19 protein-coding genes and 1 tRNA gene are annotated in these 21,432 nt (G+C 46.8%); 5 read left to right on the plus strand and 15 right to left on the minus strand.

Going from position 1 to position 21,432, the window contains the following annotated elements; translation table 11 throughout:
- Positions 1 to 3: 3 nt before the first annotated feature.
- Together HB364_RS01940 and HB364_RS01945 are read right to left on the minus strand one after the other, a co-directional pair.
- Positions 4 to 1,464, minus strand: coding sequence for a PP2C family protein-serine/threonine phosphatase (locus HB364_RS01940; protein ID WP_167286212.1), 1,461 nt, complete (start codon positions 1,462 to 1,464; stop codon positions 4 to 6).
- A gap of 88 nt (positions 1,465 to 1,552) precedes the next feature.
- Entirely contained in the window at positions 1,553 to 2,518 is a 966-nt protein-coding gene (locus tag HB364_RS01945; RefSeq protein ID WP_167286213.1) for an FHA domain-containing protein, read from the minus strand.
- Between the two features lie 304 nt (positions 2,519 to 2,822).
- Here HB364_RS01945 and HB364_RS01950 point away from each other — a divergent pair, with 304 nt between their 5' ends.
- From HB364_RS01950 to HB364_RS01960, 3 genes are read left to right on the plus strand one after another with little or no spacing between them, the layout of a single operon-like run.
- A complete protein-coding gene (locus HB364_RS01950; RefSeq protein WP_167286214.1) occupies positions 2,823 to 3,539 on the plus strand; it encodes a DUF92 domain-containing protein in 717 nt (238 codons plus the stop codon).
- A 42-nt stretch (positions 3,540 to 3,581) separates the two neighbouring features.
- A complete protein-coding gene (locus HB364_RS01955; protein ID WP_167286215.1) occupies positions 3,582 to 4,838 on the plus strand; it encodes a multiheme c-type cytochrome in 1,257 nt (418 codons plus the stop codon).
- The gene (locus HB364_RS01960) at positions 4,835 to 5,977 is read left to right on the plus strand and encodes an FAD-dependent oxidoreductase (protein ID WP_167286216.1); all 1,143 of its coding nucleotides are present in this window, start codon (positions 4,835 to 4,837) and stop codon (positions 5,975 to 5,977) included. Before HB364_RS01955 ends, HB364_RS01960 begins: the two co-directional genes overlap by 4 nt.
- Before the next feature lie 9 nt (positions 5,978 to 5,986).
- Here HB364_RS01960 and HB364_RS01965 read toward each other — a convergent pair whose 3' ends face one another.
- From HB364_RS01965 to HB364_RS01975, 3 genes are all read right to left on the minus strand, one after another.
- Positions 5,987 to 6,559, minus strand: coding sequence for a hypothetical protein (locus HB364_RS01965; protein ID WP_167286217.1), 573 nt, complete (start codon positions 6,557 to 6,559; stop codon positions 5,987 to 5,989).
- Positions 6,560 to 6,621: 62 nt separating this feature from the next.
- Entirely contained in the window at positions 6,622 to 7,962 is a 1,341-nt protein-coding gene (locus HB364_RS01970; RefSeq protein WP_167286218.1) for a GntP family permease, read from the minus strand.
- A 9-nt stretch (positions 7,963 to 7,971) separates the two neighbouring features.
- The gene (locus HB364_RS01975; protein ID WP_167286219.1) at positions 7,972 to 9,291 is read right to left on the minus strand and encodes a glycerate kinase type-2 family protein; all 1,320 of its coding nucleotides are present in this window, start codon (positions 9,289 to 9,291) and stop codon (positions 7,972 to 7,974) included.
- 249 nt (positions 9,292 to 9,540) lie between these two features.
- Here HB364_RS01975 and HB364_RS01980 point away from each other — a divergent pair, with 249 nt between their 5' ends.
- Positions 9,541 to 10,902: a vanadium-dependent haloperoxidase gene (locus HB364_RS01980; protein ID WP_167286220.1), complete on the plus strand. Its 1,362-nt coding sequence runs from the start codon at positions 9,541 to 9,543 to the stop codon at positions 10,900 to 10,902.
- A 118-nt stretch (positions 10,903 to 11,020) separates the two neighbouring features.
- Entirely contained in the window at positions 11,021 to 11,902 is an 882-nt protein-coding gene (locus tag HB364_RS01985) for a helix-turn-helix domain-containing protein (RefSeq protein WP_167286221.1), read from the plus strand.
- Between the two features lie 8 nt (positions 11,903 to 11,910).
- On the opposite strand, the gene HB364_RS01990 is transcribed toward HB364_RS01985, so the two are convergent.
- From HB364_RS01990 to HB364_RS02035, 10 genes are all read right to left on the minus strand, one after another.
- Positions 11,911 to 12,759: a hypothetical protein gene (locus HB364_RS01990; RefSeq protein WP_167286222.1), complete on the minus strand. Its 849-nt coding sequence runs from the start codon at positions 12,757 to 12,759 to the stop codon at positions 11,911 to 11,913.
- 75 nt (positions 12,760 to 12,834) lie between these two features.
- Positions 12,835 to 14,121: an outer membrane beta-barrel protein gene (locus HB364_RS01995; protein WP_167286223.1), complete on the minus strand. Its 1,287-nt coding sequence runs from the start codon at positions 14,119 to 14,121 to the stop codon at positions 12,835 to 12,837.
- A gap of 12 nt (positions 14,122 to 14,133) precedes the next feature.
- Entirely contained in the window at positions 14,134 to 14,661 is a 528-nt protein-coding gene (locus HB364_RS02000; RefSeq protein ID WP_208419833.1) for an RNA polymerase sigma factor, read from the minus strand.
- Between the two features lie 94 nt (positions 14,662 to 14,755).
- On the minus strand, positions 14,756 to 15,253 hold the full coding sequence (locus HB364_RS02005; protein WP_167286225.1) for a hypothetical protein: 498 nt from the start codon (positions 15,251 to 15,253) through the stop codon (positions 14,756 to 14,758).
- Positions 15,254 to 15,263: 10 nt separating this feature from the next.
- Positions 15,264 to 16,007 carry a succinate dehydrogenase/fumarate reductase iron-sulfur subunit gene (locus tag HB364_RS02010; RefSeq protein ID WP_208419834.1) on the minus strand — a complete coding sequence of 248 codons (744 nt, stop codon included), beginning with the start codon at positions 16,005 to 16,007 and terminating at the stop codon, positions 15,264 to 15,266.
- Between the two features lie 2 nt (positions 16,008 to 16,009).
- The gene (locus tag HB364_RS02015) at positions 16,010 to 17,821 is read right to left on the minus strand and encodes a fumarate reductase/succinate dehydrogenase flavoprotein subunit (RefSeq protein ID WP_167286227.1); all 1,812 of its coding nucleotides are present in this window, start codon (positions 17,819 to 17,821) and stop codon (positions 16,010 to 16,012) included.
- Between the two features lie 7 nt (positions 17,822 to 17,828).
- Positions 17,829 to 18,566 carry a hypothetical protein gene (locus HB364_RS02020; protein WP_208419835.1) on the minus strand — a complete coding sequence of 246 codons (738 nt, stop codon included), beginning with the start codon at positions 18,564 to 18,566 and terminating at the stop codon, positions 17,829 to 17,831.
- Positions 18,567 to 18,909: 343 nt separating this feature from the next.
- The gene (locus HB364_RS02025; RefSeq protein WP_167286229.1) at positions 18,910 to 20,109 is read right to left on the minus strand and encodes a hypothetical protein; all 1,200 of its coding nucleotides are present in this window, start codon (positions 20,107 to 20,109) and stop codon (positions 18,910 to 18,912) included.
- 192 nt (positions 20,110 to 20,301) lie between these two features.
- Positions 20,302 to 20,388, minus strand: a tRNA-Ser gene (locus tag HB364_RS02030).
- Between the two features lie 134 nt (positions 20,389 to 20,522).
- Positions 20,523 to 21,290: a TatD family hydrolase gene (locus HB364_RS02035; protein ID WP_167286230.1), complete on the minus strand. Its 768-nt coding sequence runs from the start codon at positions 21,288 to 21,290 to the stop codon at positions 20,523 to 20,525.
- Positions 21,291 to 21,432: the final 142 nt, after the last annotated feature.

The raw sequence follows: 21,432 nt of genomic DNA on the forward strand, positions 1-21,432 counted from the left end.
GGTTTATCGCTTGTCGTTGTTCATGATCAATAGGGAGGTATGGTTACTATCGGGTTTCACAAGATGATGGAATGGATACCGGGTGTTTTCGAATACGAGGTTTTCTGTTTTCAGGCGTACAGGGATCTGTATTTTGATGCCCGTTTCAAAGTTTTTAATGCGTATGTTTTTGATGAGCAGGGTATCACCGGGCTGTGCAGACTGTTCATTGATGTTTACAGCAACCCCACGTGCACTGTTTTTAGCAGGCATCAGCACGAGGGTTTTGCCGGTACTATCGACATAGTGTTCCAGGTATTTCCAATTTAGTGGCGAAGCGATGCGCAGCGTATCAGTTTTTTCTTCGACAACAGGGCCGGGCACAGCGGGATGGCTGATGCGCATGACCGGGGCTGTACGGTTGCTATCTATACGGTTTGTTTCCGGTACTGTTGCGGTTGCTTTTTTGGGTGGAGAGAAATACCAGCCAGCGCCGACAACCAGTAATAGTATGAGGGCGGCCCAGAGGAGTTTGGGAGGGGAATAGGGTGATTGTGGTTGGGAATCGGCAGTCGGCAGTCGGGAATCGGCAATGGATGATGGCGAATCGGTAATCGGGCCGGCCATCTGGTTGGATGCATGAGCAGCTTCGTGGTTAACTTTTGACGACGTTGCTGTTGCTTTGCTTTCTGCGGATGGGGCAGGTCCTTTTTTCTCTTGTTTTTTCACAGCAGCGACCTGGCGTTGCAGGAGGACAACGGTTATGTTGTCGTGCCCGCCCATTTCATTGGCCAATGTAATGAGGCCATTTACTTTTTGGTTCAAAGGCTGGCCTGTTGATAGTAAAGTAGCTACCTGCTGCCCCGTAATCATGTCGGTCAAGCCATCACTGCACAGCAGTAAGAGATCACCCGGCAGGAAGTCTTCCCGGCCATAGTCCATGAAGTCTTCATCATCCAGCCTGTGCTGGGCAGAGCCTACTTCACGCAGTATCTGGTTGCGGTGCGGATGCCGCATGGCTTCCAGCTCAGTCATTTCCCCCGCATCTTCCCGGATGCCTACGAAGGAATGGTCCCTGGTGAGTTTTTGCAGGTTGCCATTCCTGTAACGATAGAGCCTGGTATCGCCTATGTGTACAAACCAGATGCATTGCGCGGAGATGTCGGCCACTACTGCTGTGAGCACGCAACACATTTCGCTGATGAGCTGGTCTTTTTTTCTCTCTTCCACGATGCGGTTGTTGGCAAAGATGACGGCCTCGCGCAACATGGTAAGGGTATCCCCCTTGGGCTCCTGCATGTATTGTTGTATGCTATCCCTGGCAATAGCGGCGGCTTTTTCCCCGCCGGTATATCCTCCTACTCCATCTATGACTGCCAGCAATGCCTTATCGGCCGACCATAGTTGCCGTGCAATCCAGGCATCCTGGTTTTCCTTCCGGCGTTTGCCGGGATCAGTATTTCCGCTGATAAGTATTTTCTTCATGTTTACCGGGGCAGGTTTTTAAAATGCCGCGTTACTAAAAGAACGATGAACAGAAAAAGCACCCAGGTACTGACTATTGTAGCCATGGTTATTGCTGCTGTTTGAATTCAAGGGTGATGATACCGTTTAGTAATATCTGGCTTTGGGGTTGGAGGTCGAACCAGCGCGGGCTATGCGCATCGCTTTTGGCAATGATGATCTCATTGACCCTGGTTTCATTGGAACTGAAGGAAGCAATCTGGCATTTCCCGGTCGCATCATTTAACCGGATACGCGCATGGGGGTTGGATACGTAGCTGGAATCGAGCAACAGGTAGTTGCTATACCCCTGGTTTTCCGGCTCTTTCCGGGCTATGACTATTTCAGTATCCTTCATGATGTAGGTATCGCCTTTGTTCTTATCGCCCATGAAGTATTCGATCCTTGCAAATCCATGTTCCGTATTGCGCGCCTGCCTGATGGTTGATCCGCCGCCCAGGGAAAGGTCATTGCTGAATTTGATGGTAAAGTTGCCGCTTTCGGCAAAGTGGATATGCCGCAGCACTTCGAGGTTGATGTCCATTTTGTCAAACACGTTGGTAACTTTTGACTTCATGGTCACTTTGGCGGTATGCCGCCTTTCTGCGTTTATACCGCCGGCCCTGATACCCGTGAGCATGCCTACCACTTTCCTGTCATAAGGACCTATTTTTTCATTGTTGAAGTCAAGCGCCGGACCAAACCTGAATTGCCAATGGGAAGATACCGGAGATAGGTCTTCATAATTTTTCCGGTATACCTGGAGTTTTTTATAGAACATTTTGACGGCCTCTTTTACCAATACCGGAAAAGAAGGCAAGCGTTGTTCATAGACATCGGGATGTAATATGACCAGGAAGTGCATGTTGAACATGAGGCTGGCGCCAACAGATTCCGTTTTGCAGGAATCATCAAAACAATCTACCAGTTCCTTTAATATATCATTGTTGGTGATGGGTACCGGTTGGTCCCTGGTACCTTCCGGAATGAGCCAGTTTTTCATAGCCCCGAAGAAATCGCCCGATCTTTTTTTCATAATGCGCCGGTTGTATATTCAAAGAAATACAGGGTATATCAGTTGTTAATTAAATGTAGAAGATTTTAATATAGCCGAATGATAAAGAAAACCTAAAACGCAAGCCCGGTGCAGCCTTTAGGAATTTATTAAGAATAGTTAACAGACAGGCGGGAGAAGGCGCAAAAACGGTAGCGAGCGGTTTTTATTGTTTTTCTAAAATGTTAAAATAGCGAAAGGCACAAGTACGCCCCCGCACATGGCCAGGCTGCATACTTGCGCCAGGATGAGGATAAAGAAATTTGTATAGTTTCGCGAGGTGAGTATGCTTCATTCTCTTCCTGTACACTTTATTGTTATCGGCGGTCTTTTACTGGGTATGCTGCTCAGTGTGAAGACGGGTAAGTTATCTGTGCCGGCCTCTTTGGCAGGCGGACTGATCGGCTACCTGGTATTTGCCGGTGCGGGATTCGCCGGCCTGATGATGCTGGCCAGTTTTTTTATCCTGGGCACCCTGGCCACTTCGCACCGCAAGGAGCTGAAAGCAACCATGCATGCAGATGGACTTCATGAACAGCAAAGAACAGCCGGGCAGGTTTTTGCCAATGGGGGCGTGGCGGCTATATCGGGCATTTTAGCACTGGCCGATCCTGCCCACGCCTCCCTGTATGTGGTGATGCTGGCTGCCAGCCTTGCTTCCGCTACCGCCGACACACTGTCTTCTGAGCTGGGCACGGTGTATGGCCGTCATTTTTATAATGTGCTGACCTTTAAAAAAGATCAGCGTGGACTGGATGGCGTGATCAGCCTGGAAGGCACTTTATTGGGCGCCGCAGGCGCTATGGTCATTGCGGCTATTTATGGGGTGGCTTTTGGTGTGGGTAAAGCAAGCCTGCTGATCGTTGTTGCCGGTATAGCCGGTAACCTGCTGGATTCTGTATTGGGCGCCTCCCTGGAACGTAAAGGGATTATTAAGAATGATGGGGTCAATTTTTTGAATACACTGTTTGCAGCACTGGTGGTGTGGGTGTTTCAGTTGTAGAAGAGCGGGGGTATCAGTATATTTAAGCATCATTCCCCTTGTATGAATAAACGCCTGCTGTATGTATGCTGCTTTATTGTGTCCTGTATTATTATCTTTTCACAGTGCGTGGATAGCAAGGCTGATGAAGCAGATATCAGGGGTGAACAATTTGCAGGGTCTTCTACCTGTATAAGCTGCCATAAAGCTGTTTACGATTCCTATGTTTCTACGGCTCATGCCAATACTTCCCGGCCGGCCACGAAAGAAACTGTTACAGGCAGCTTTGCTTCACCGGATAATGTGTTCTCTTATAACCCTAATTCCAGGGTGGTAATGGAAGACCGGGCCAATGGTCTTTTTCAATCGACCTATGTGAACGGATTATTACAGGGCAGCTATCCCTTTGATATTGCCATTGGTTCATCGAGGAAAGCGCAAACGTATCTTTACTGGAAGGCAGACCAGTATTTTCAATTGCCGGTATCCTATTTTGTACCGGCACATAGCTGGGCCAATAGTCCCGGTTTCCCGGCATCCCATCCCAAGTTTGACAGAGTGATCCCCAGCACCTGCTTTGGCTGCCATAGCTCCATGGTAGCGCTTAAAGAGGTAAAGTTGCAGGGCGTGACCACCACTGAAATGTTTGAGCAGAACAAGATCATTTATGGTATTGACTGTGAACGTTGCCATGGACCGGCCGCCAACCATGTAACATTCCATACAGCAAATCCCCGGGAGAAACAACCGATGCATATTACCCGGATCAGTTCCCTGGCCAACAATGCTAAACTGGATATGTGCGCGCTGTGTCATTCCGGGCTAAAGACACCCCAAAAGTCCGCCTTTGCCTTTAAGCCCGGTGATGCCCTGTCGGATTATTATTACCCTGATTTTACGAAGTCGACAAAAGCCACTGAACTGGATGTGCATGGCAATCAATACCAGTTGTTCATGGCCAGTCAGTGCTTCCGGAAAAGCAAGGATATGAATTGCTCGTCGTGCCATGATCCCCATACTACAGAAAGGAATGTGACAGCACTTTCCCAAGGCTGTATGAATTGCCATTCCACGAACGGTCATAATTTTTGCAAGACGAGATCTGTCCCGTATCCGGTCCTTGTTACCAATTGTATTGACTGTCACATGCCTGCCCTCCCTTCCAATAAGATCACGCTGCTAGCCAACGGACAAACAAGTCCCACACCCGACTCCATTCGCACCCATTTGATCGCGGTTTATGCTACTGAAGCAGAAAAAGTAGCAGCCTGTCTAAAAAGAGCCCGCAAGCCATCATGGATTGATATTTTTGCACCATGAATCCCGGATTTACGATTATTGGCGCCGGTATTGCCGGACTCACTACAGCCATTGCACTGCAGCAGGCAGGTTTTAAGGTAACCATTTTTGAAGCAGCACCGGACATTAAAGCGATTGGCGCCGGGCTTGCCCTGAGTGCGAATGCCCTGAAAGCATTCGACCGGCTGGGTTGTATGCAGGAGGTGATTGCCGAAGGACGCCTGTTGGATTCGTTTACTATTTATGATGAAAAAGGGAAAGCCCTCACACAGATAGACAGCAAAGCCATCGGTAAAAAGTATGGTGTTGATAATTTTACGATCCACCGGGCAGCCTTACACCAGTTATTGCTTTCCAAAGTGAACGCCACCAGTGTACATATTGATAAACGGGTAACGGATGTAGTGCAACAAGCCAATAAGGTTACGGTCAGTTTTCATGATGGTACCGTTCATGAAACCGACTTCCTGATCGCAGCCGATGGCATTCATTCCGTGATCCGCAAAAAACTACTGCCCGATGTACCGGTACGGTATTCCGGTTATACCTGCTGGCGGGCGGTGATTGACAATTCGTCGCTTAACCTGGCTACCACTTCAGAAACCTGGGGAAAGTCCGGCCGTTTTGGTATCTGTCCGCTGGCCAATGACAAGATTTACTGGTTTGCCTGCATCAATGCTCCTCAGCATGATAAACGCCTGCAACAATATAAGGTAGCAGATCTGCAGGACCATTTCCGGTTGTTTCATGACCCTATACCTGCTATTCTTGAACAAACGAAGGATACCAACCTGATCTGGGGTGATATCATTGATCTGCCTCCTCTGTCTCTTTATGCTTTTGGCCGGATTGTACTAATTGGCGACGCTGCCCATGCCACTACCCCCAATATGGGGCAAGGCGCCTGCCAGGCGATAGAAGATGCTGTGGTGCTGGCTGATGAGCTGAAAAAGAATAGGGATGTGCCCAAAGCCTTCCGGTCGTTTGAGCAACGGCGGCTAAAGCGTACTCATTATGTGGTGAATACTTCCTGGAAGGTGGGCAAGGTGGCGCAATGGGATAACCCGTTCCTGGTTGCGATCCGGAATTTTTTGTTCCGGCGGATCCCCCGGAGTGTTAGTGAACGGCAGATGAAATTTTTGTATGAGGTGGATTTTTGAGGAAGGTTATTATTTATGGATATAGTCGGCGGCCTTGTTGTAAACCTGCTGCACCACAAAGTCCTGGACCATTTGCTTTGCATTCCGGTAGGAGCAGGTCCCATATACCTGTATGCTACCTGTAACGTTTATGTTCCCGCTAACGTTATAGGATGTTTGTACCGGCTTGCCATTCTCGTTCCCGGTGAGCGTAATGGAGGCGTAACAGGTGGCACTGGCGCGGAAGTTAGCTGATTTGATCAAAGGTGTCCAGATCATTCCCGGAGAAAGCGAATTGATCTCCACATTCAGGGCCTGGCATTTTACATCCGCACCTATAACGGTTCGTCCCTTATAGTAAACCCTGACCGGTATATTGCTTGCCTGTCCGTTGAAGTTGCAGGGACTGTTGATCGTTTCCTCCCAGGCTCTGTTGATTTTCATAGAAGGCTTAGCGATGGTAGCAGTGCTTTGCCAATTGCTGGTTGTATTGCCAGTAATGTTATTCTTGTACCAGGAAATATCCAGTGTGCCCACCTCCCGCAGTATAATTAGTAAGATTACAATACCTACTATGAGGTAGCGCTTTTTAGGGAGTTTCATTAGCCAGGGTTAAGGGATGTTGTATGCTTCCGAAAGTAATATAGTTTTTGCACAAACGCAATTTATTTCCCCAATACCCATATTACCCAGATCAATAGCTGTACCGTAAGGCCCATCCACAAAGTTGCCACGCTGTACACTTTCAGTGTAGCGGCCGTTTGCAGGTTGGAAAAGCGGCTAATGACCCAGAAATAGGCATCGTTGGCATGACTTACCATCATGCTGCCGGCACCCATACTTAAAATAGTCAATGTAACTCCCATGGGTGACTGCAACCCGAGGCTGCCCAGCAAAGGCGTAACAAGTGATGCAGCCGTAATGACCGCCACGGTAGAAGAACCCTGCGCTGTTTTTATGATGGCGGCAATTAAGAAAGGGAAGAAGATACCCAGTGAGAGTCCGCTAAGCATATCCCCTAAGTTTTTGCCCATGCCGGTAGCCTGCAACATTTCGCCAAACATACCGCCTGCAGCAATGATGGCCAGGATGATGCCTGCTTTTTCCACGCCACTCGTCAGCCAATGGGTCAATTCCTTTTTATGTTGTTGCTGAATGAGGATAAAGGATACGAGGATGCCAATGGCCAGGGCTATTACGGGATCACCCACAAAGGAGATGAATTGCAAGGCCACACTTTGCGTCGTTTCCTGCGGTGTTGTAAAAAGCAGCATAATTGATCTGACAGCAATTAGAGCAATGGGCAGTACAACAGGCAAGAAAGAGGGCAAGGGTGGCGGCAGGCGCTTCACTGCTACTTCCTCAATTTCCGGCTCTATGTATTCATGCGTAATACTTTTCCCCCGCCACACACTCCATATATAACCAACAAGTGCAGCCGGTATGGCCAACACAATACCCCAGAGCATCACCATTCCCAGTTCTCCCCCGGCAGTGCCGGTGGCAGCCGTAATGCCCGGATGAGGCGGCACCAGGCAATGGACCGCATAGAGGGAAGTAGCCAATATCGCAGCCATGACCGGCATGCGATGATGCGCTTTTTTTACCAGCGAGTGATTCAGGCCGCTCAGGATGATGAAGCCACTATCACAAAATATGGGAAGGCCAATGATGAAGCCTGTCAGCGCTATGGCTGCCGGTGCATTTTTTTCTTTGACTATCCGTAAGATGGCATTGGCCATGCTGATGGTGGCGCCTGTTTTTTCCAATATTACCCCCAGGGTAGTACCGAACAGGATGAGCAGACCGATCTTTTCCATGGTATGACCGAATCCTGCCTTAAGTACAGTAACCACATTTTCCAGGGGCAACCCACTTAGTAACCCCACACCTAATGCCGCCAGGAGTAAGGCGAAAAAGGCGTTGACTTTCCTGTAGGCGGTAATCCATATGATAAAGACAATGCTTGCAAAAAGTAGCAGGAAAAGGTAATACGTGTTTGTCATTGGTATGGTTTACTGTACAATAGCCATCATGATATCCATTACGTTGGTTTGCGTGGGGCCGGTTATCAGTAAGCTGTCTGTCTGCTTCAGGAAATGCCAGGCATCCTGTTCCCGGAGGTAGGCTTCTATATCCAGTTTCTTTTGAGTCACCAGGTGCAGGGTTTCTTTATCAATGACCCCGCCTGTGGCATCGGTTGGCCCGTCGGTGCCATCGGTACCGCCGCTTAGTATACAAATATTACCAGCACCTGTTTCATGTTGCCTTTTATTGAGTTCGCTTAAAGCAGTCAATACAAAATGCTGGTTGCGGCCTCCTTTGCCCTGGCCCGTAACCTTCACCGTTGTTTCACCGCCTTGTATAATGCAAACCGGTCTTTCCCCCTGGTAATTTAAAGCCAATGCAACCAGTTTCCTGGCTTCGGTCTCCGCATCACCGATTATTAATGGATCAATGATGTAGGTATGATAGCCCATATCCTTAGCCTTTTTAGCCGTCGCTTCTACGGCCATGCGGTTATTGCCAATGATCTTATTGAAAGTATTCTTAAAAAGTACATCCCCTGGCTTGGGTGTTTCCGGGATTATTCCTTTTCTTCCTTGCTCTATATGTAACCGGACGCTTTGCGGCAATACCGGTAGCAGGTTGTAATGGGAAAGAATAGCATATGCCTCCTGGAAAGTAGATGAATCGGCTACAGTAGGACCGCTTGCAATAGCCCCCAGGTCATCACCAGGCACATCACTGATGATCATGGAAAAAACCCTGGCTCCATGACAATGACGCACCAATTGCCCGCCTTTAATACCCGAAAGATGCTTACGCACCGTATTTACTTCATGAATGGCAGCGCCTGATCTTATCAACTGGTCAAAAGTAGCCTGCACTTCGGTCAGCGTAGTACCGGGGAGCACATCGCACCACAAAGCAGATGCACCACCACTAATGAGACAAATTACGATATCATCCTTTGTTACTTTTTCCAACAACTGTAAGGTTTGGGTAACTGCTTCCACGCCCTGTTCATCCGGCACCGGATGAGCGGCTTCCAATATCCGTATTTTACCGGTGGGCAGGGAGTGACCGTATTTGGTAACCACCACCCCCTCTTTCAAAAGGTGGCCCAATATCGCTTCGGTGGCTGCTGCCATAGCCGCAGCGGCCTTGCCCGATCCGATAACATATACATGATCGAATGTATGTCTTTCTATTAACTGCCCGCCAATCACAAGCGCATTCTCTTTCACTGTCAACTGTTGCTGTAACAAATGAGCAGGCTGCACGTCAGCAATGGCCGCCCTGAATATTTTTATAGCATTTTCTCTTTTCATACAGTGTTGATCCATCTAATTTAATTGATTTTACCGGAGGCTGTAAAGCGTTATCCATTAAAATGATAAACTGGCCCCTTTTTACAACCTGAGCTTTCCTGCAATATTTATGGACTCTACAGGCAAGTCAACTTCCGGGGATCATCCCAATTTGCAGTCATAATACAGGATGTATTCCCTGAAAAAGCCTGTCCTTCCAATTATACCCTGATCATACCCTGATTTTTTAACAACCAAATACCATTAATTATGCTTTCATCATTTCACAGGATGAACAGGCAGTTCCTTGTATTTACGCTGCCCTTCTTTTTCTTTCTTCTTCTTTTCAGCTCCTGCAACAAATGGGGCGATTTCTGGCATCATCATCCAGGTAAGGACGACCGCCCCACGGAGTATTCTGCCGATGTCATTGAAAAATGGATGGCCCTGCAATTACGGTTAATGAAAAATGCCACAGGCATCCCCAATCATGGTTTTTCCCGGCATTACGTGTATGCCGGTATTGCTGCCTGGGAGTCGGTCGTACCCGGCATACCCGGTAATTTCTGGAAACGGTCATGGAATGGGCTTACGGGGCTTCCCCAGGCCTCCAATCAAAAAAAGTATTATTGGCCGGCGAATGTCAATGCCGCACTAGCCTCTATTAACCGGTCGTTATTTCCCAACGCCAGCGCCACTGATAAGGCTGCTATTGACTCCCTGGAAAATGCCCTGAACGAAACCTTCCTTACCAAAATCAATCAGGGCCAGTTAAAAGTTTCTGTACAATTTGGTAAAGACGTTGCCACAGCCGTGTATACCTGGGCAGAAACAGATGGTTATAAAAACGCCAATGCTCCCTATACACCACCGGTAGGTGACGGTTTATGGAAGCCTACTCCACCGGCTTTCGCCCCACCGGCTACTCCTCACTGGGGTAAAAACAGGCCGGTAGTAAAAGGCAGCCTGGTGAATACCCATCCCGGCCCGCCTCCGGCTTATTCCACCGATATTCATTCTCCTTTTTACAAGATGGTTAAAAAGGTATATGACGCCTCTCTAAATCTTACTACCGATCAAACCAACATGGCCATTTACTGGCGTGATGTACCGGGCGTTTCCTCCCCCGGCCATTGGTTAAGCATTCTGTTGCAAACCGTGCAGCAAACCGATGCCTCGCTGGCCAAAGCAGCCTTGGCTTATGCCCTTACAGGAGCAGGTGTTAATGATGGTTTGATCGGTTGTTTCCAGGTAAAATATACTTACAACCTGGTGCGACCTATTACCTATATACGAGAAACAATGGGATACCCCAACTGGGGTTCCTTGCTGGGTACGCCCGCCCACCCGGAGTATCCTTCAGCCCATTCGGCCCTTTCGGCCGGAGCCGCCTATATATTCGACGAACTTTTCAGTGATGTCCATTCCTTCACCGACCACACGTATGATTATATGGGATTTGCTCCCCGCTCTTACAAATCCTTCACTGCCATTGCCCAGGAGGCTGGCCAGTCGAGGTTGTATGGAGGCATTCATTACCAGCCTTCTATCGATGCGGGTTTACAACAAGGCCGGAAAACAGGCGCCAATATATTTGGCCAGTGCCTATCGTCCAATTCTTCTCTGAAATGACCTTTCTGTTCATCCCTCAATAAGAGCCTGCCCTCCAATGAGGAGTCGGGCTCTTTTTTCAGGTATAGCTTACCACCACTTTTGGGGAGAGGCCGGCAACATCCTGGCCTGTAGCTTTATGCTACAATTTCACGGGGTGTACAATTTATACACAAAGATAGCAGCCAATTCCAGCTTCTACCGGCAACTTAGCTGCCGGCAATCGCTTATCACTACCATCAATTGTTCGTACAAGGTACAATACGAAGATTTCTGGAGTCATCACAATTACATTATTTATATCATAGAAGGCCGGCGGATCTGGCACACCGCCCAGGGTTCCTATGAATTAAAGAAAGGCAGTTGTGTACTGGTGCAAAAAGGCGCCTGCATTGTGGAGCATTTTGTGGATTCGACCTTTTGTGTGGAAGTGTTTTTTATACCCGACGAATTTATCAGTGAAGTATTGAAGTCTAAATCAGCACCTATCTATAAAACGTCCGACAAGCACCATCCGGTGATCCCCATTGAAAACAATGAGGCAGTGCAAACTTTCTTCCAATCCATGCTATCGTATTTCGACACGAACCGGGAACCCGATCCTGCTTTGCTGGAACTTAAGTTCAGGGAATTGATCCTTACTATTGCCGACAATCCAGCCAACAGGGAATTGCTGTCCTATTTCTGTTCCCTGCTACAGGAGCCGCAACGTATAACCTTACAACGGGTAATGGAAGATAATTTTTGTTTTAACCTGGGGCTGGAAGAATTTGCCCGATTGAGTACGCGCAGCCTGTCGGCCTTCAAGCGCGATTTTTTACGAATCTATCAAACATCGCCTGGCAAATGGCTCATCGAAAAAAGGTTGAACCATGCTCTTCATCTGCTCACTAACCTGGGCAAAACAGTTACAGAAGCAGCTTTTGAAAGTGGTTTTGAAAGTGCCTCTCATTTCAGCCGAACCTTCCGGCAGCGGTTTGGCCGCTCTCCTATGGCGATGAGACAACAGGAAGCAGTGTAGATAAAATGTCAGAAATGAAACAATATTCCCGCTTCCGGTGTGTAATCCGTAGCTTTTGACGTAATTCCAAAGCCATTATTAATCCTGATAAACATGTTTTTATTGATATGAAACTGCAAATCCGAAATAAGGCTTACTTCATCCTCAGAACCCTCCACTATGAAGCTGACCCTGATTGTTTTGGAAATCCGTTTCATGTATTCGATCGCAAATTCTCCCAGGCCTGCCTTTTTTTCTTCGGCATCGTATTCTATTCCAGCCCTCAATGTAACGGTTCCCCAGCGATAACCTTTGATGAGCCCCGACCCTAATTTGAATTCCCAGTCGCGCGTACCAATTAGTTTCCTGTTTTTCTGAAAAGGAAACACAATTTCAAGGTAGCTGAAAATCTCCGGCCGGCTCAGGGATTCATTGGCCCACCGGTACCTGATCTGAGTTTCCACATCCCCTAACCCTGACTCCTTCAGCTCAGCAGGCATGCTGGAACTGTCTGCCTTAGATTTGTATAGCGTGGCACTGATAACCGCTGCTTCCAGCTCAACAGCCAATCTATTGCTGATGCCATAGCCAATAAAAATCAGCCCTTCATGTGCTCTATAACGACCCCTGAGGTCCTGTTCCAGACTATGGCCCAGTTCTGCCGGCTTATATTCAAAATTGTGATCATAGTAATACTCATAAAAAGGATAAATGATAAATTCTCCTTTATTGATGTATGTACTGAACATGGAAGTAGGAATGCCTGTTCCTCTGTCTTTGAGAAAAGCCGGTGTATCCGGGACCTGACCAATTGCCATCCGGCAAAAAGGAAAGATGATGCCATTAATGGCAATGAAGATGAGGAGTATGTTTTTCATTTCTTTTAATATGAATGTGGTGAAGTCAGTTGAATAGACAACAGATAATACGCATTAGGTTGGGTAGAGCCAGCGTTAAAATCGATATGTGATCCCTATACCCATGCCAACACTATAAGGGAAGGTTTCTATATCCGCCTGTTTGGAAATAGGCGATAATGCATACCGGAAAGTGGGACGAAGGTTAACAGCTATTTTTTTGCTAACCCTATATTGCAATTCAGCATCTATCATCAATGCCCAATGAAGCGGTCTTGTTCCATGCAGCTTTGTAATAGTAACTGTTTCCCTGCCGGCAGCATTTTCAATCTCTGTCTTCAGTTTTGCACTTGTCAAAAAATTGGCAGAGATCCCTGCAGCAGGAGTAAATAAAAGTTTCCCCTTCCCAGCCCTGTATCTCAATAAGAGTGGCACGCTGATGTATTGAATCGTGTGTGTTCCCTCTTCTGTAAAAAGGCTATCGCCAATAAGGGGTGGGGTGCCTGATCCGGGATTTACATAACCATAGCCGGAAGATGTAGTATACTTATAAGAGATAGTTCCATCAGGTTGCTTTGAAGCCGGTATTTTTTGGGGATCGACGCCTATAACAATATGAGAAAAGGTAAGACCGGATTGTAAAGCCCATTTTTCTTTTAACTGGCGGGCTATTAATATTCCTAAGGAAAAAGAAGATTCCCGTTCTTCACCCTGTTTAATTTTTGTTGCCGCCGGGTTATCGTTATCAAGCCGGTAGCTGGCCTGGTCGTAGGATATAAGACCGGTGAAAGCCCAGTAAGAGCTGAAAGGATATTTCTTCCTTCCTGTGTAGCCCAATGAAACAGACTGATCCGTAACCGGAAGATCAAGCGGTTCTTTTATCTTTCCTGGTAAAGCATCGTGGACATTAGGTTTTCCCGGTAGGGAGGCGATAACGGGTCTTCCCTTTACCAGGTGTTCAATAGCAGAAGGGGGCTCTTTAAATAAGTTTGAACTATTGCTTCCCGGTTTTTCGTCCATTCCCTGACTGATTGTATTTTTTAACCGTTTAGAGGCAACCGGATTACCTGATTGAAAAGGCTTTTGATGAATGGCTTCATTTTTTGCAGGAGCCCTGGCAGCTGCTTTGTTGGACAAATGCTGAATAGGTCGACCAGGTTTTTTCTTTATGTCCCTCGATTCGTAAAGAATAATACCTGTTAAAAGCAGTAAAAGAAGTATGCCCATTCTTTTCCAGCCAATAAATTTTCTTTTGTAGATCTCAACATCTCTTTTATCCAGGCTGGCATTGATCTTTTCCCACACATAGTCCGACGGTTGTTCCTCCAGGCACCGGTATGCTGCAGCAAAAGCATCATCTATATTTGGTAAATTTTCATTCATGCTCCCGTTATTCTAAATAGAAGATATCTTTTTCTGAGGCTTCAGGGCTTTTTGCAATAAAGATCTTGCATCTGCAAGATTGGATTTAGAGGTTCCTTCGGAAATGCCCAACATGGCGGCAATTTCCCGGTGTTTCATTCCTTCCAGTACATACAACGTAAACACCATCCGGTAGGCTGGTGTGAGTTTTTGAACCAGTTGTACCAATTCCTTTGCTTCCAGGCTGGCTATAATGGAAGCACTCTCTGCAATGTTTTGGGCATCCTGATTCCGGTCAAATACAGGTTGGAGGTGAGAAGCACGGTTCCTGTACCTTAAAAGTGCTGCATTCACCATAATTTTCCGTATCCATCCCTCCAGGGAGCCATTCCCTTTATATTTTTTTAAATAGGTAAACACCCGCATAAACCCATCATGCAGAATTTCTTCTGCTTCTTCCCTGTTTTTGGCATACCACATGCACACTCCCAGCATTTTGCGGGCATATAAGTTATACAGTTTTGCCTGGGCAATTCTATCGCCGGCGATACACTTTTTCAATATGAGCTCTTGGCTGTCTGGCAACCCTTAGGTATTAAATACATAGATATACCAAACCTGAAATTTGGTTGGGAGGGTGCAGATTCCTGCTGCTTCATTCTAATGGAGGTTCAACATACCTTTCATTTGCTGGTTGCAGGCGATGACGCATGATCAGGCGGGCACAGGTGTTCCACCTCAGTATGGCATCATCGTTACCAGGGGGACGAAGGGCTTCAGCTTTCTCAAAAAACGTCATGGCTTCGTTCAGCCATTCATAAACCGCAAAATGACTGCCAGCCATTCCCCGGTTGAAAATGGCTATGCCCTCGCGTTCACTGATAATACCGGCATAGTAATTTCTTTCGTATTCATTGTGAAGCCTGGGTAGCAGTTGACGCGCCCGGCTCACATCCCCCGATGAGGAAGCACAGAACTGATCTGTAATGGCCAGCAGCAAGATGATAATTGCCCTGGTATTTTGCGGATCTGCTTCCAATATGTCGAGGCAGATACTTTCAGCAAGCACCGGTTCACAAAGTAGCCGGTAACGTTCTGCCTTTTCAATGGCGCCGGGAATGCTCTCTCCGGAGATGGGTTTAAGTTCAAACATGGCTGATTATTTAATGATTTGCAAATAAAAACCGGAAGAACTTTTTCACAGGATCATAAAACCTGTCTGCCACCCTTTCCTTTAGCGGAATAATAGCATTGTCTGTGATAGTAATATCCTCAGGGCAAACCGTTGTACAGCACTTGGTAATATTACAATAACCAATCCCCCCCGCTTTCTTCACCTCTTCCAGCCGGTCTTCCATATCGAGGGGATGCATTTCCAGTGCGGCAACATGCACTAAAAACCGTGGGCCAATGAATGCATCATGAAGTTGATGCTCACGAAGCACATGACACACATCCTGGCACAAAAAACACTCTATGCATTTGTGGAATTCCTGTACCCGGTCAATATCCTGTTGAAACATTCGCCAGGTACCGTCTTTTGCATCGGGAGGGCGGGGTTTGAACTTTTTAATTTTTTTCTTTACGCTGAAATTCCACGAAACATCCGTTACAAGGTCCCTGATCAGGGGAAATGCTTTCATGGGTTGCAGCAGCACCGGTTTATGGAGGGGAAGGTCACTTAAACGGGTCATGCACATCAGTTTGGGTATACCGTTGACTTCGGCCGAGCAGGAGCCACATTTGCCGGCCTTACAATTCCAGCGTACCGCCAGGTCGTTGGCTTGTTCAGCCTGTATCTGATGCACCGCATCGAGCACCACCATACCTTCAGCAATTTCAATAGCATAACTTTCAAATTTTCCACCCGAAGCATTACCACGCCATATTTGAAAGGTAACTGTCATCATTATTTCATTTCATCAATGATTTGCTTAAGATCAGCACGCATCTCACGAAGGGAGGCACGCTTCACCTGCATCTGTCCATCTGGTCCTTTAACAAGGAGCAGATTACAATTGCCTGTTTGTTCATCTTTTTCCGGGTAATCTTCCCGGAAATGTGCTCCACGGCTTTCTTTTCGTGCTATGGCCGCTCTCGTGATGGCTTCCGAAACAGTCAATAAATGTTGCAGATCTAATGCAGTATGCCATCCGTTATTATATTCCCTGTTCCCAATCACCCGCACTTTGCGGGATCGCTCCTGTAATTTTTCTAATGCTGATATCGCCTTCAACAATTCTTCTTCTTTGCGAACAATACCTACAAGGTCCTGCATTATTTCCTGGAGGTCGTATTGTACCTGAAAAGGATTATCTCCATCCGTTCGTTCAAATGGTTCTACTGCTTTATTGGCAATTACTTCGACAGCCTGGTGATCAATACCGGCTTGCTTATTTTCTCTGGCAAACTTTGCTGCAAATTCACCGGCACGTTTGCCAAAGACAAGCAGGTCCGATAGGGAGTTACCTCCAAGCCGGTTTGCACCGTGCAGACCAGCGGCTGCTTCGCCGGCAGCAAAAAGACCTGGCACTGTCGACATTTGCGTTTCGGCATTTACCCTGATGCCGCCCATCATGTAATGGGTGGTGGGGCCTACTTCCATCGCTTCTTTGGTAATATCAATATCTGCCAGCTTTTTAAACTGGTGGTACATGCTGGGCAACTTTTTCCTGATGTACTCCGCCGCATTGGGAATTTTTGTTTTGATCCAGGAAATATCAAGAAATACGCCGTTGTGCGGGCTGCCTCTCCCTTCTTTGATTTCACGAACAATACAACGCGCCACGTGATCACGGGTGAGCAATTCCGGGGGCCGTTTTGCAGACCGGTCGCCTTGTGTATATTTCCATCCTTCTTCTTCGTTATCTGCAGTTTGATGACGATACAATTCGGGGATTTCATCAAACATGAACCGTTTATGCTCCCTGTTCAGCAAAATACCTCCTTCACCACGGACTCCTTCAGTCACCAAAATGCCGCGAACGCTCGGCGGCCAGACCATACCGGTTGGGTGAAACTGAACAAATTCCATATCCATGAGTTCTGCCCCCGCATGGTATGCCAGGGAATGGCCATCGCCGGTGTACTCCCAACTGTTGCTGGTAATTTTATAAGCTCTGCCAATGCCGCCTGTAGCTATTACAATTGCTTTGGCTCCAAATAATTTAAACCGGCCTTTTTCACGTTCGTATCCAAAAGCGCCTGCCACCTGCTCACCATTTTTCAGCAGGGATATAATGGTGCATTCCATGTGCACTTCAATACCCTGATGGATGCTATAATCCTGTAAGGTGCGGATCATTTCCAACCCTGTACGGTCGCCAACATGCGCCAGGCGCGGATATTTGTGCCCCCCGAAATTCCGCTGTAAGATGCGGCCATCTTTTGTTCTGTCAAATAATGCGCCCCATGCTTCCAATTCCCGCACACGATCAGGAGCTTCTTTGGCATGCAACTCCGCCATATGCCAATCGTTCAGGTATTGTCCTCCCCGCATGGTATCCGCAAAATGTACCTTCCAGTTATCCCGCTCATCAACGTTTGATAAGGCGGCGGCAATACCTCCTTCTGCCATTACCGTGTGCGCCTTGCCCAGTAAGGATTTGCAGATCAAACCAACAGAAACGCCATGAGCAGCGGCTTCTATGGCAACACGAAGCCCCGCACCGCCTGCGCCAATAACAAGCACATCGTAATCGTATTGATCGAAAGTGGCCATGAAAAAATTATATTATTCTCCAATCATTCCACACGCCCATAGCACATAAACGGATATAGATATCTGAAAACATCACCCAAAATAAGCTCATCCATGCCCACAACATATGTTTCCTGTTGAAACAGCTTACGCACTGGTATGCTCTGCGACGAATCGGTGCTCCGGAAAGTCGATCCCGTAATCCGCCAACCAGGTGGCGCAATGAATGACAACCGAAAGTGTATCCGCCCAGTAACACTACATTGATGGCCAATACAATTGTGCCTACACCAATACCAAATGATTCCTCACCTGCATCAGTCCCGCCCACGGGCGGGATAAACCACAGTGCCTTCCAAACATCATAAGAAAGAAAAAGCAAAAAGAACAAGGCGATATAAAGAAAGTAACGATGTATATTTTGTATGATCAATGGAAAAGAATTTTCACCACGATACTTTTTACGTGGTTCGGTAACTGTACAGGAAGGGGGATCTGCCCAAAATGATCTATAATAGGTTCCACGATAATAATAACAGGTTAAACGAAACAATCCCGGCGCCCATAATACCAGGAGTGCAGGGGACCAGGGTATTATTGCCGGCCACCAACCGGGTTTAGCACCAAACCAGCTATGGGGTGAATTACCAAAAAGTTCCGGCGAATAAAGCGGCGAGAGATAGGGACCGAATGTATAATACCTGCCCTGGAATGCTGCCCAGGTTACGTAAACAACAAAAGTGGTGAGACAAACAAAGATAATCATGGGGCGGACCCACCAGGTATCCTTCCGGTAGGTATGGCCAAATCTGTGGCGGGTACCAGTTAAGTTTATTTCAGCCATAAAAACTACTTTAAGTTATTAAGGACAAAATCTTAACCTGAAACTTTATGATGGCTTAATAGAGAGAGTTTTTGAAAAGTGCTGCGGCTTAATCTATGTAAAGGTCTGAAATTTTTACCATCTGGCTCAACATTCTTGAAAAGGGACGTAATTACGGATGGCCGCTTGTGGAAGGCATTTGCAACCAACCATCTGAGCAGGTATTTTGTCCAACTGCATCATAACAGCATAATTCTCACAGGCTATTGATCGCTTATTCCATTCCTTACTTTAAATCAAATGTAACTTTTGCATTCTTTTGCTCACTGGAGGAAATAAAAACTTCATAACGTTTGCCTGGTGTGGTAATGATCATGACCGAAGTATTCGGTGGAATTGAACCTAAATTTTCAGCCACCATAATCAGTTCGTGGTGCGGTTGAGACGCATTTACAGTGATGGTGATGGATATTGGTTTTTGAGAAAGGCGCATATGCGATTTAACTAATTTATTGTTGTGGTAAATACTAACTGTGTCGTCGTCTATTTCACCATTATCATAAAGATCAACTTTGATTTCACCAGCTTCGGTATCAATTTTCCGGACCAGCGCATTTTCCCTGGTTTTTAAAACCAATGGAGTTGAAAGAATTATTTGGGGAGGCTGTTTTACAACTGGAGTTGCTTTTGAAGTAGTATCAGGTTTCGGTTTTATTGTCTGAGGTTCCGGAGTTTTCCTTTGTACGGTAGTGGTATTTTTTTTTGTACCCGGTTTTGAATCAGCCACTCGTTTTTTCGTTAGCTGTGTTTTTTGAGTCACCGTTGGCTGCGGGTTTTGCTTCACACATTCACGGAATGTGATATCATCTAATGCAAAATCGTTTCCACAACCACCCGGCGCATTGTCGGACATAATCAACTGTAATGTTGATATTGAAGCAGGTGTTGTAAAATAAGCCCGATGCTGACTCCAACGAGGCTCCTGGACTCTTGGCAAATACCTTGTGACTATATTTGCGACTATCTTGCCTTCCGGTGTTTCCAATCGAATATGGAGACTGGGCAGTAATAAGAGTGGGCATTTCTTGGTGGGCTTGCATAAATTGATCACCCACAAGCCAAGTTCATACATGGTATTACTCTTCAATCCACTAATTGGTATGCTTAGAAACATTCCTCCGACCGGTGCAGCATTAACCAGTAACATATTGCCACCGGTATCGCCGTCCGTATGGTCCGAGGAAAGCGTATGCCAATCATCCCTAAAGCATCCACTGGTATAAGAGGCAAAAGAATAATGTCCATCAGTAGGGCATGAACTGAAAACCCGCCGGTAATCAGAAAGAGTTGCGGTATTTATCTCACGTATATTACCTGTACCGAAGTTTATGGTGAATTGGGGTGACTTAAACGTACAGTTACCAGGCTGCGCTTTTGATACAAAAGCAAAGAGAAGAAAAATGAATATGAACCCAATCTTTTTCACACCCCCTTACACTTTACCTTTAAAGCTACTACAAAATGACAGTATTCTTCGACCGGTGGTATGAAAGGCAAATGCAGGTGATAGGGTAAACAGGTCTTGACATTGCCCTGTTATAAAAAGAAAAGTCCTTCAAGGACTGAAGGACGTAGACATAAAATTTTCCATTGTGTTCCATACACAACTGAAATTTTGCGGAGACGGCGAGATTCGAACTCGCGATACCCTTTCGAGTATACACACTTTCCAGGCGTGCTCCTTCAACCACTCGGACACGTCTCCATTATTTTAAAAACTACTTTCAAACTCACGATGCCCTTTCGGTATCACACTTTCTCCCGATATGCATCGGGACTCCTTCAACCACTCGGACACGTCTCCTTAAAAAATGGGTGGCAAAAATACAGTTTCGCGGCCTACCTACCGAATATTTTTTGGGCATTGGCCGTAGTAATTTTTGCTACTTCCTCCTGCGGCAGCCCTTTTACCTCGGCCAGCTTTTCCAATACGTATTTCAGGTAACTACTTTCATTCCTTTTCCCCCGGAAGGGTACCGGCGGCAGGTAAGGCGCATCCGTTTCCAATACAATGTGCTCCAGCGGGATGTCCGCGAGTACTTCCGGCAGGGTCGTTTTTTTGTAAGTTAGCACCCCGCCTATTCCCAGGTAAAAACCGGCATCAATGACCTGACGGGCCTGCTCCGCTGTTCCGGTAAAGCAGTGAAAGATACCTCCCAATGCCCCCCGCTGGTGCTCCTGTACAATGCGGATACAGTCGTCCATAGACTCTCGTGAATGGATGACGATAGGCAATTTATAGTGCAAAGCCCATTCGATCTGCCGGTGGAAAGCATCTACCTGTTGCTTGTCGTAAGCCCGGTCCCAATAGTAATCCAGGCCAATCTCCCCCACTGCAACAAACTCCCTTTTGCCCAGCCATTCGGCTATCAACGCCAGTTCCTCCTCATAATTCTCCTTTACAGAAACAGGATGCAATCCCATCATGGCGATGCACTTACCCGGAAAACGGGCTTCCAGTTCCAGCATGGCCTGGTGCGATTCACTATCAATAGCAGGCAGGTAAAAACGTTCCACCCCCTCCTGTACAGCACGGTCTATGACTGCATCAATATCGGCCTTAAAGACATTACTATAGAGATGGCAGTGAGTATCAACTATTTGCATTTCTGTATTCGTTTCAAAGAGGGCAAAAGTAAACCAGGATGATTAATGTTCGAACCAGGATTACGAAGATTTAAAGGTTGGCCGCGTTTTGAAACGGGCAAAAATACCCACTATCCCTGATTACCCTACCGCCTGCACCAAA

The sequence above is a fragment of the Paraflavitalea devenefica genome, assembly GCF_011759375.1.
Classification (GTDB): Bacteria; Bacteroidota; Bacteroidia; order Chitinophagales; family Chitinophagaceae; genus Paraflavitalea; species Paraflavitalea devenefica.

Coding starts and splice junctions, on each gene's coding strand:
- HB364_RS01940 (WP_167286212.1), bottom strand. CDS start 1,464: ATGAAGAAAATACTTATCAGCGGAAATACTGATCCCGGCAAACGCCGG.
- HB364_RS01945 (WP_167286213.1), bottom strand. CDS start 2,518: ATGAAAAAAAGATCGGGCGATTTCTTCGGGGCTATGAAAAACTGGCTC.
- HB364_RS01950 (WP_167286214.1), top strand. CDS start 2,823: ATGCTTCATTCTCTTCCTGTACACTTTATTGTTATCGGCGGTCTTTTA.
- HB364_RS01955 (WP_167286215.1), top strand. CDS start 3,582: ATGAATAAACGCCTGCTGTATGTATGCTGCTTTATTGTGTCCTGTATT.
- HB364_RS01960 (WP_167286216.1), top strand. CDS start 4,835: ATGAATCCCGGATTTACGATTATTGGCGCCGGTATTGCCGGACTCACT.
- HB364_RS01965 (WP_167286217.1), bottom strand. CDS start 6,559: ATGAAACTCCCTAAAAAGCGCTACCTCATAGTAGGTATTGTAATCTTA.
- HB364_RS01970 (WP_167286218.1), bottom strand. CDS start 7,962: ATGACAAACACGTATTACCTTTTCCTGCTACTTTTTGCAAGCATTGTC.
- HB364_RS01975 (WP_167286219.1), bottom strand. CDS start 9,291: ATGAAAAGAGAAAATGCTATAAAAATATTCAGGGCGGCCATTGCTGAC.
- HB364_RS01980 (WP_167286220.1), top strand. CDS start 9,541: ATGCTTTCATCATTTCACAGGATGAACAGGCAGTTCCTTGTATTTACG.
- HB364_RS01985 (WP_167286221.1), top strand. CDS start 11,021: ATGCTACAATTTCACGGGGTGTACAATTTATACACAAAGATAGCAGCC.
- HB364_RS01990 (WP_167286222.1), bottom strand. CDS start 12,759: ATGAAAAACATACTCCTCATCTTCATTGCCATTAATGGCATCATCTTT.
- HB364_RS01995 (WP_167286223.1), bottom strand. CDS start 14,121: ATGAATGAAAATTTACCAAATATAGATGATGCTTTTGCTGCAGCATAC.
- HB364_RS02005 (WP_167286225.1), bottom strand. CDS start 15,253: ATGTTTGAACTTAAACCCATCTCCGGAGAGAGCATTCCCGGCGCCATT.
- HB364_RS02010 (WP_208419834.1), bottom strand. CDS start 16,007: ATGACAGTTACCTTTCAAATATGGCGTGGTAATGCTTCGGGTGGAAAA.
- HB364_RS02015 (WP_167286227.1), bottom strand. CDS start 17,821: ATGGCCACTTTCGATCAATACGATTACGATGTGCTTGTTATTGGCGCA.
- HB364_RS02020 (WP_208419835.1), bottom strand. CDS start 18,566: ATGATTATCTTTGTTTGTCTCACCACTTTTGTTGTTTACGTAACCTGG.
- HB364_RS02035 (WP_167286230.1), bottom strand. CDS start 21,290: ATGCAAATAGTTGATACTCACTGCCATCTCTATAGTAATGTCTTTAAG.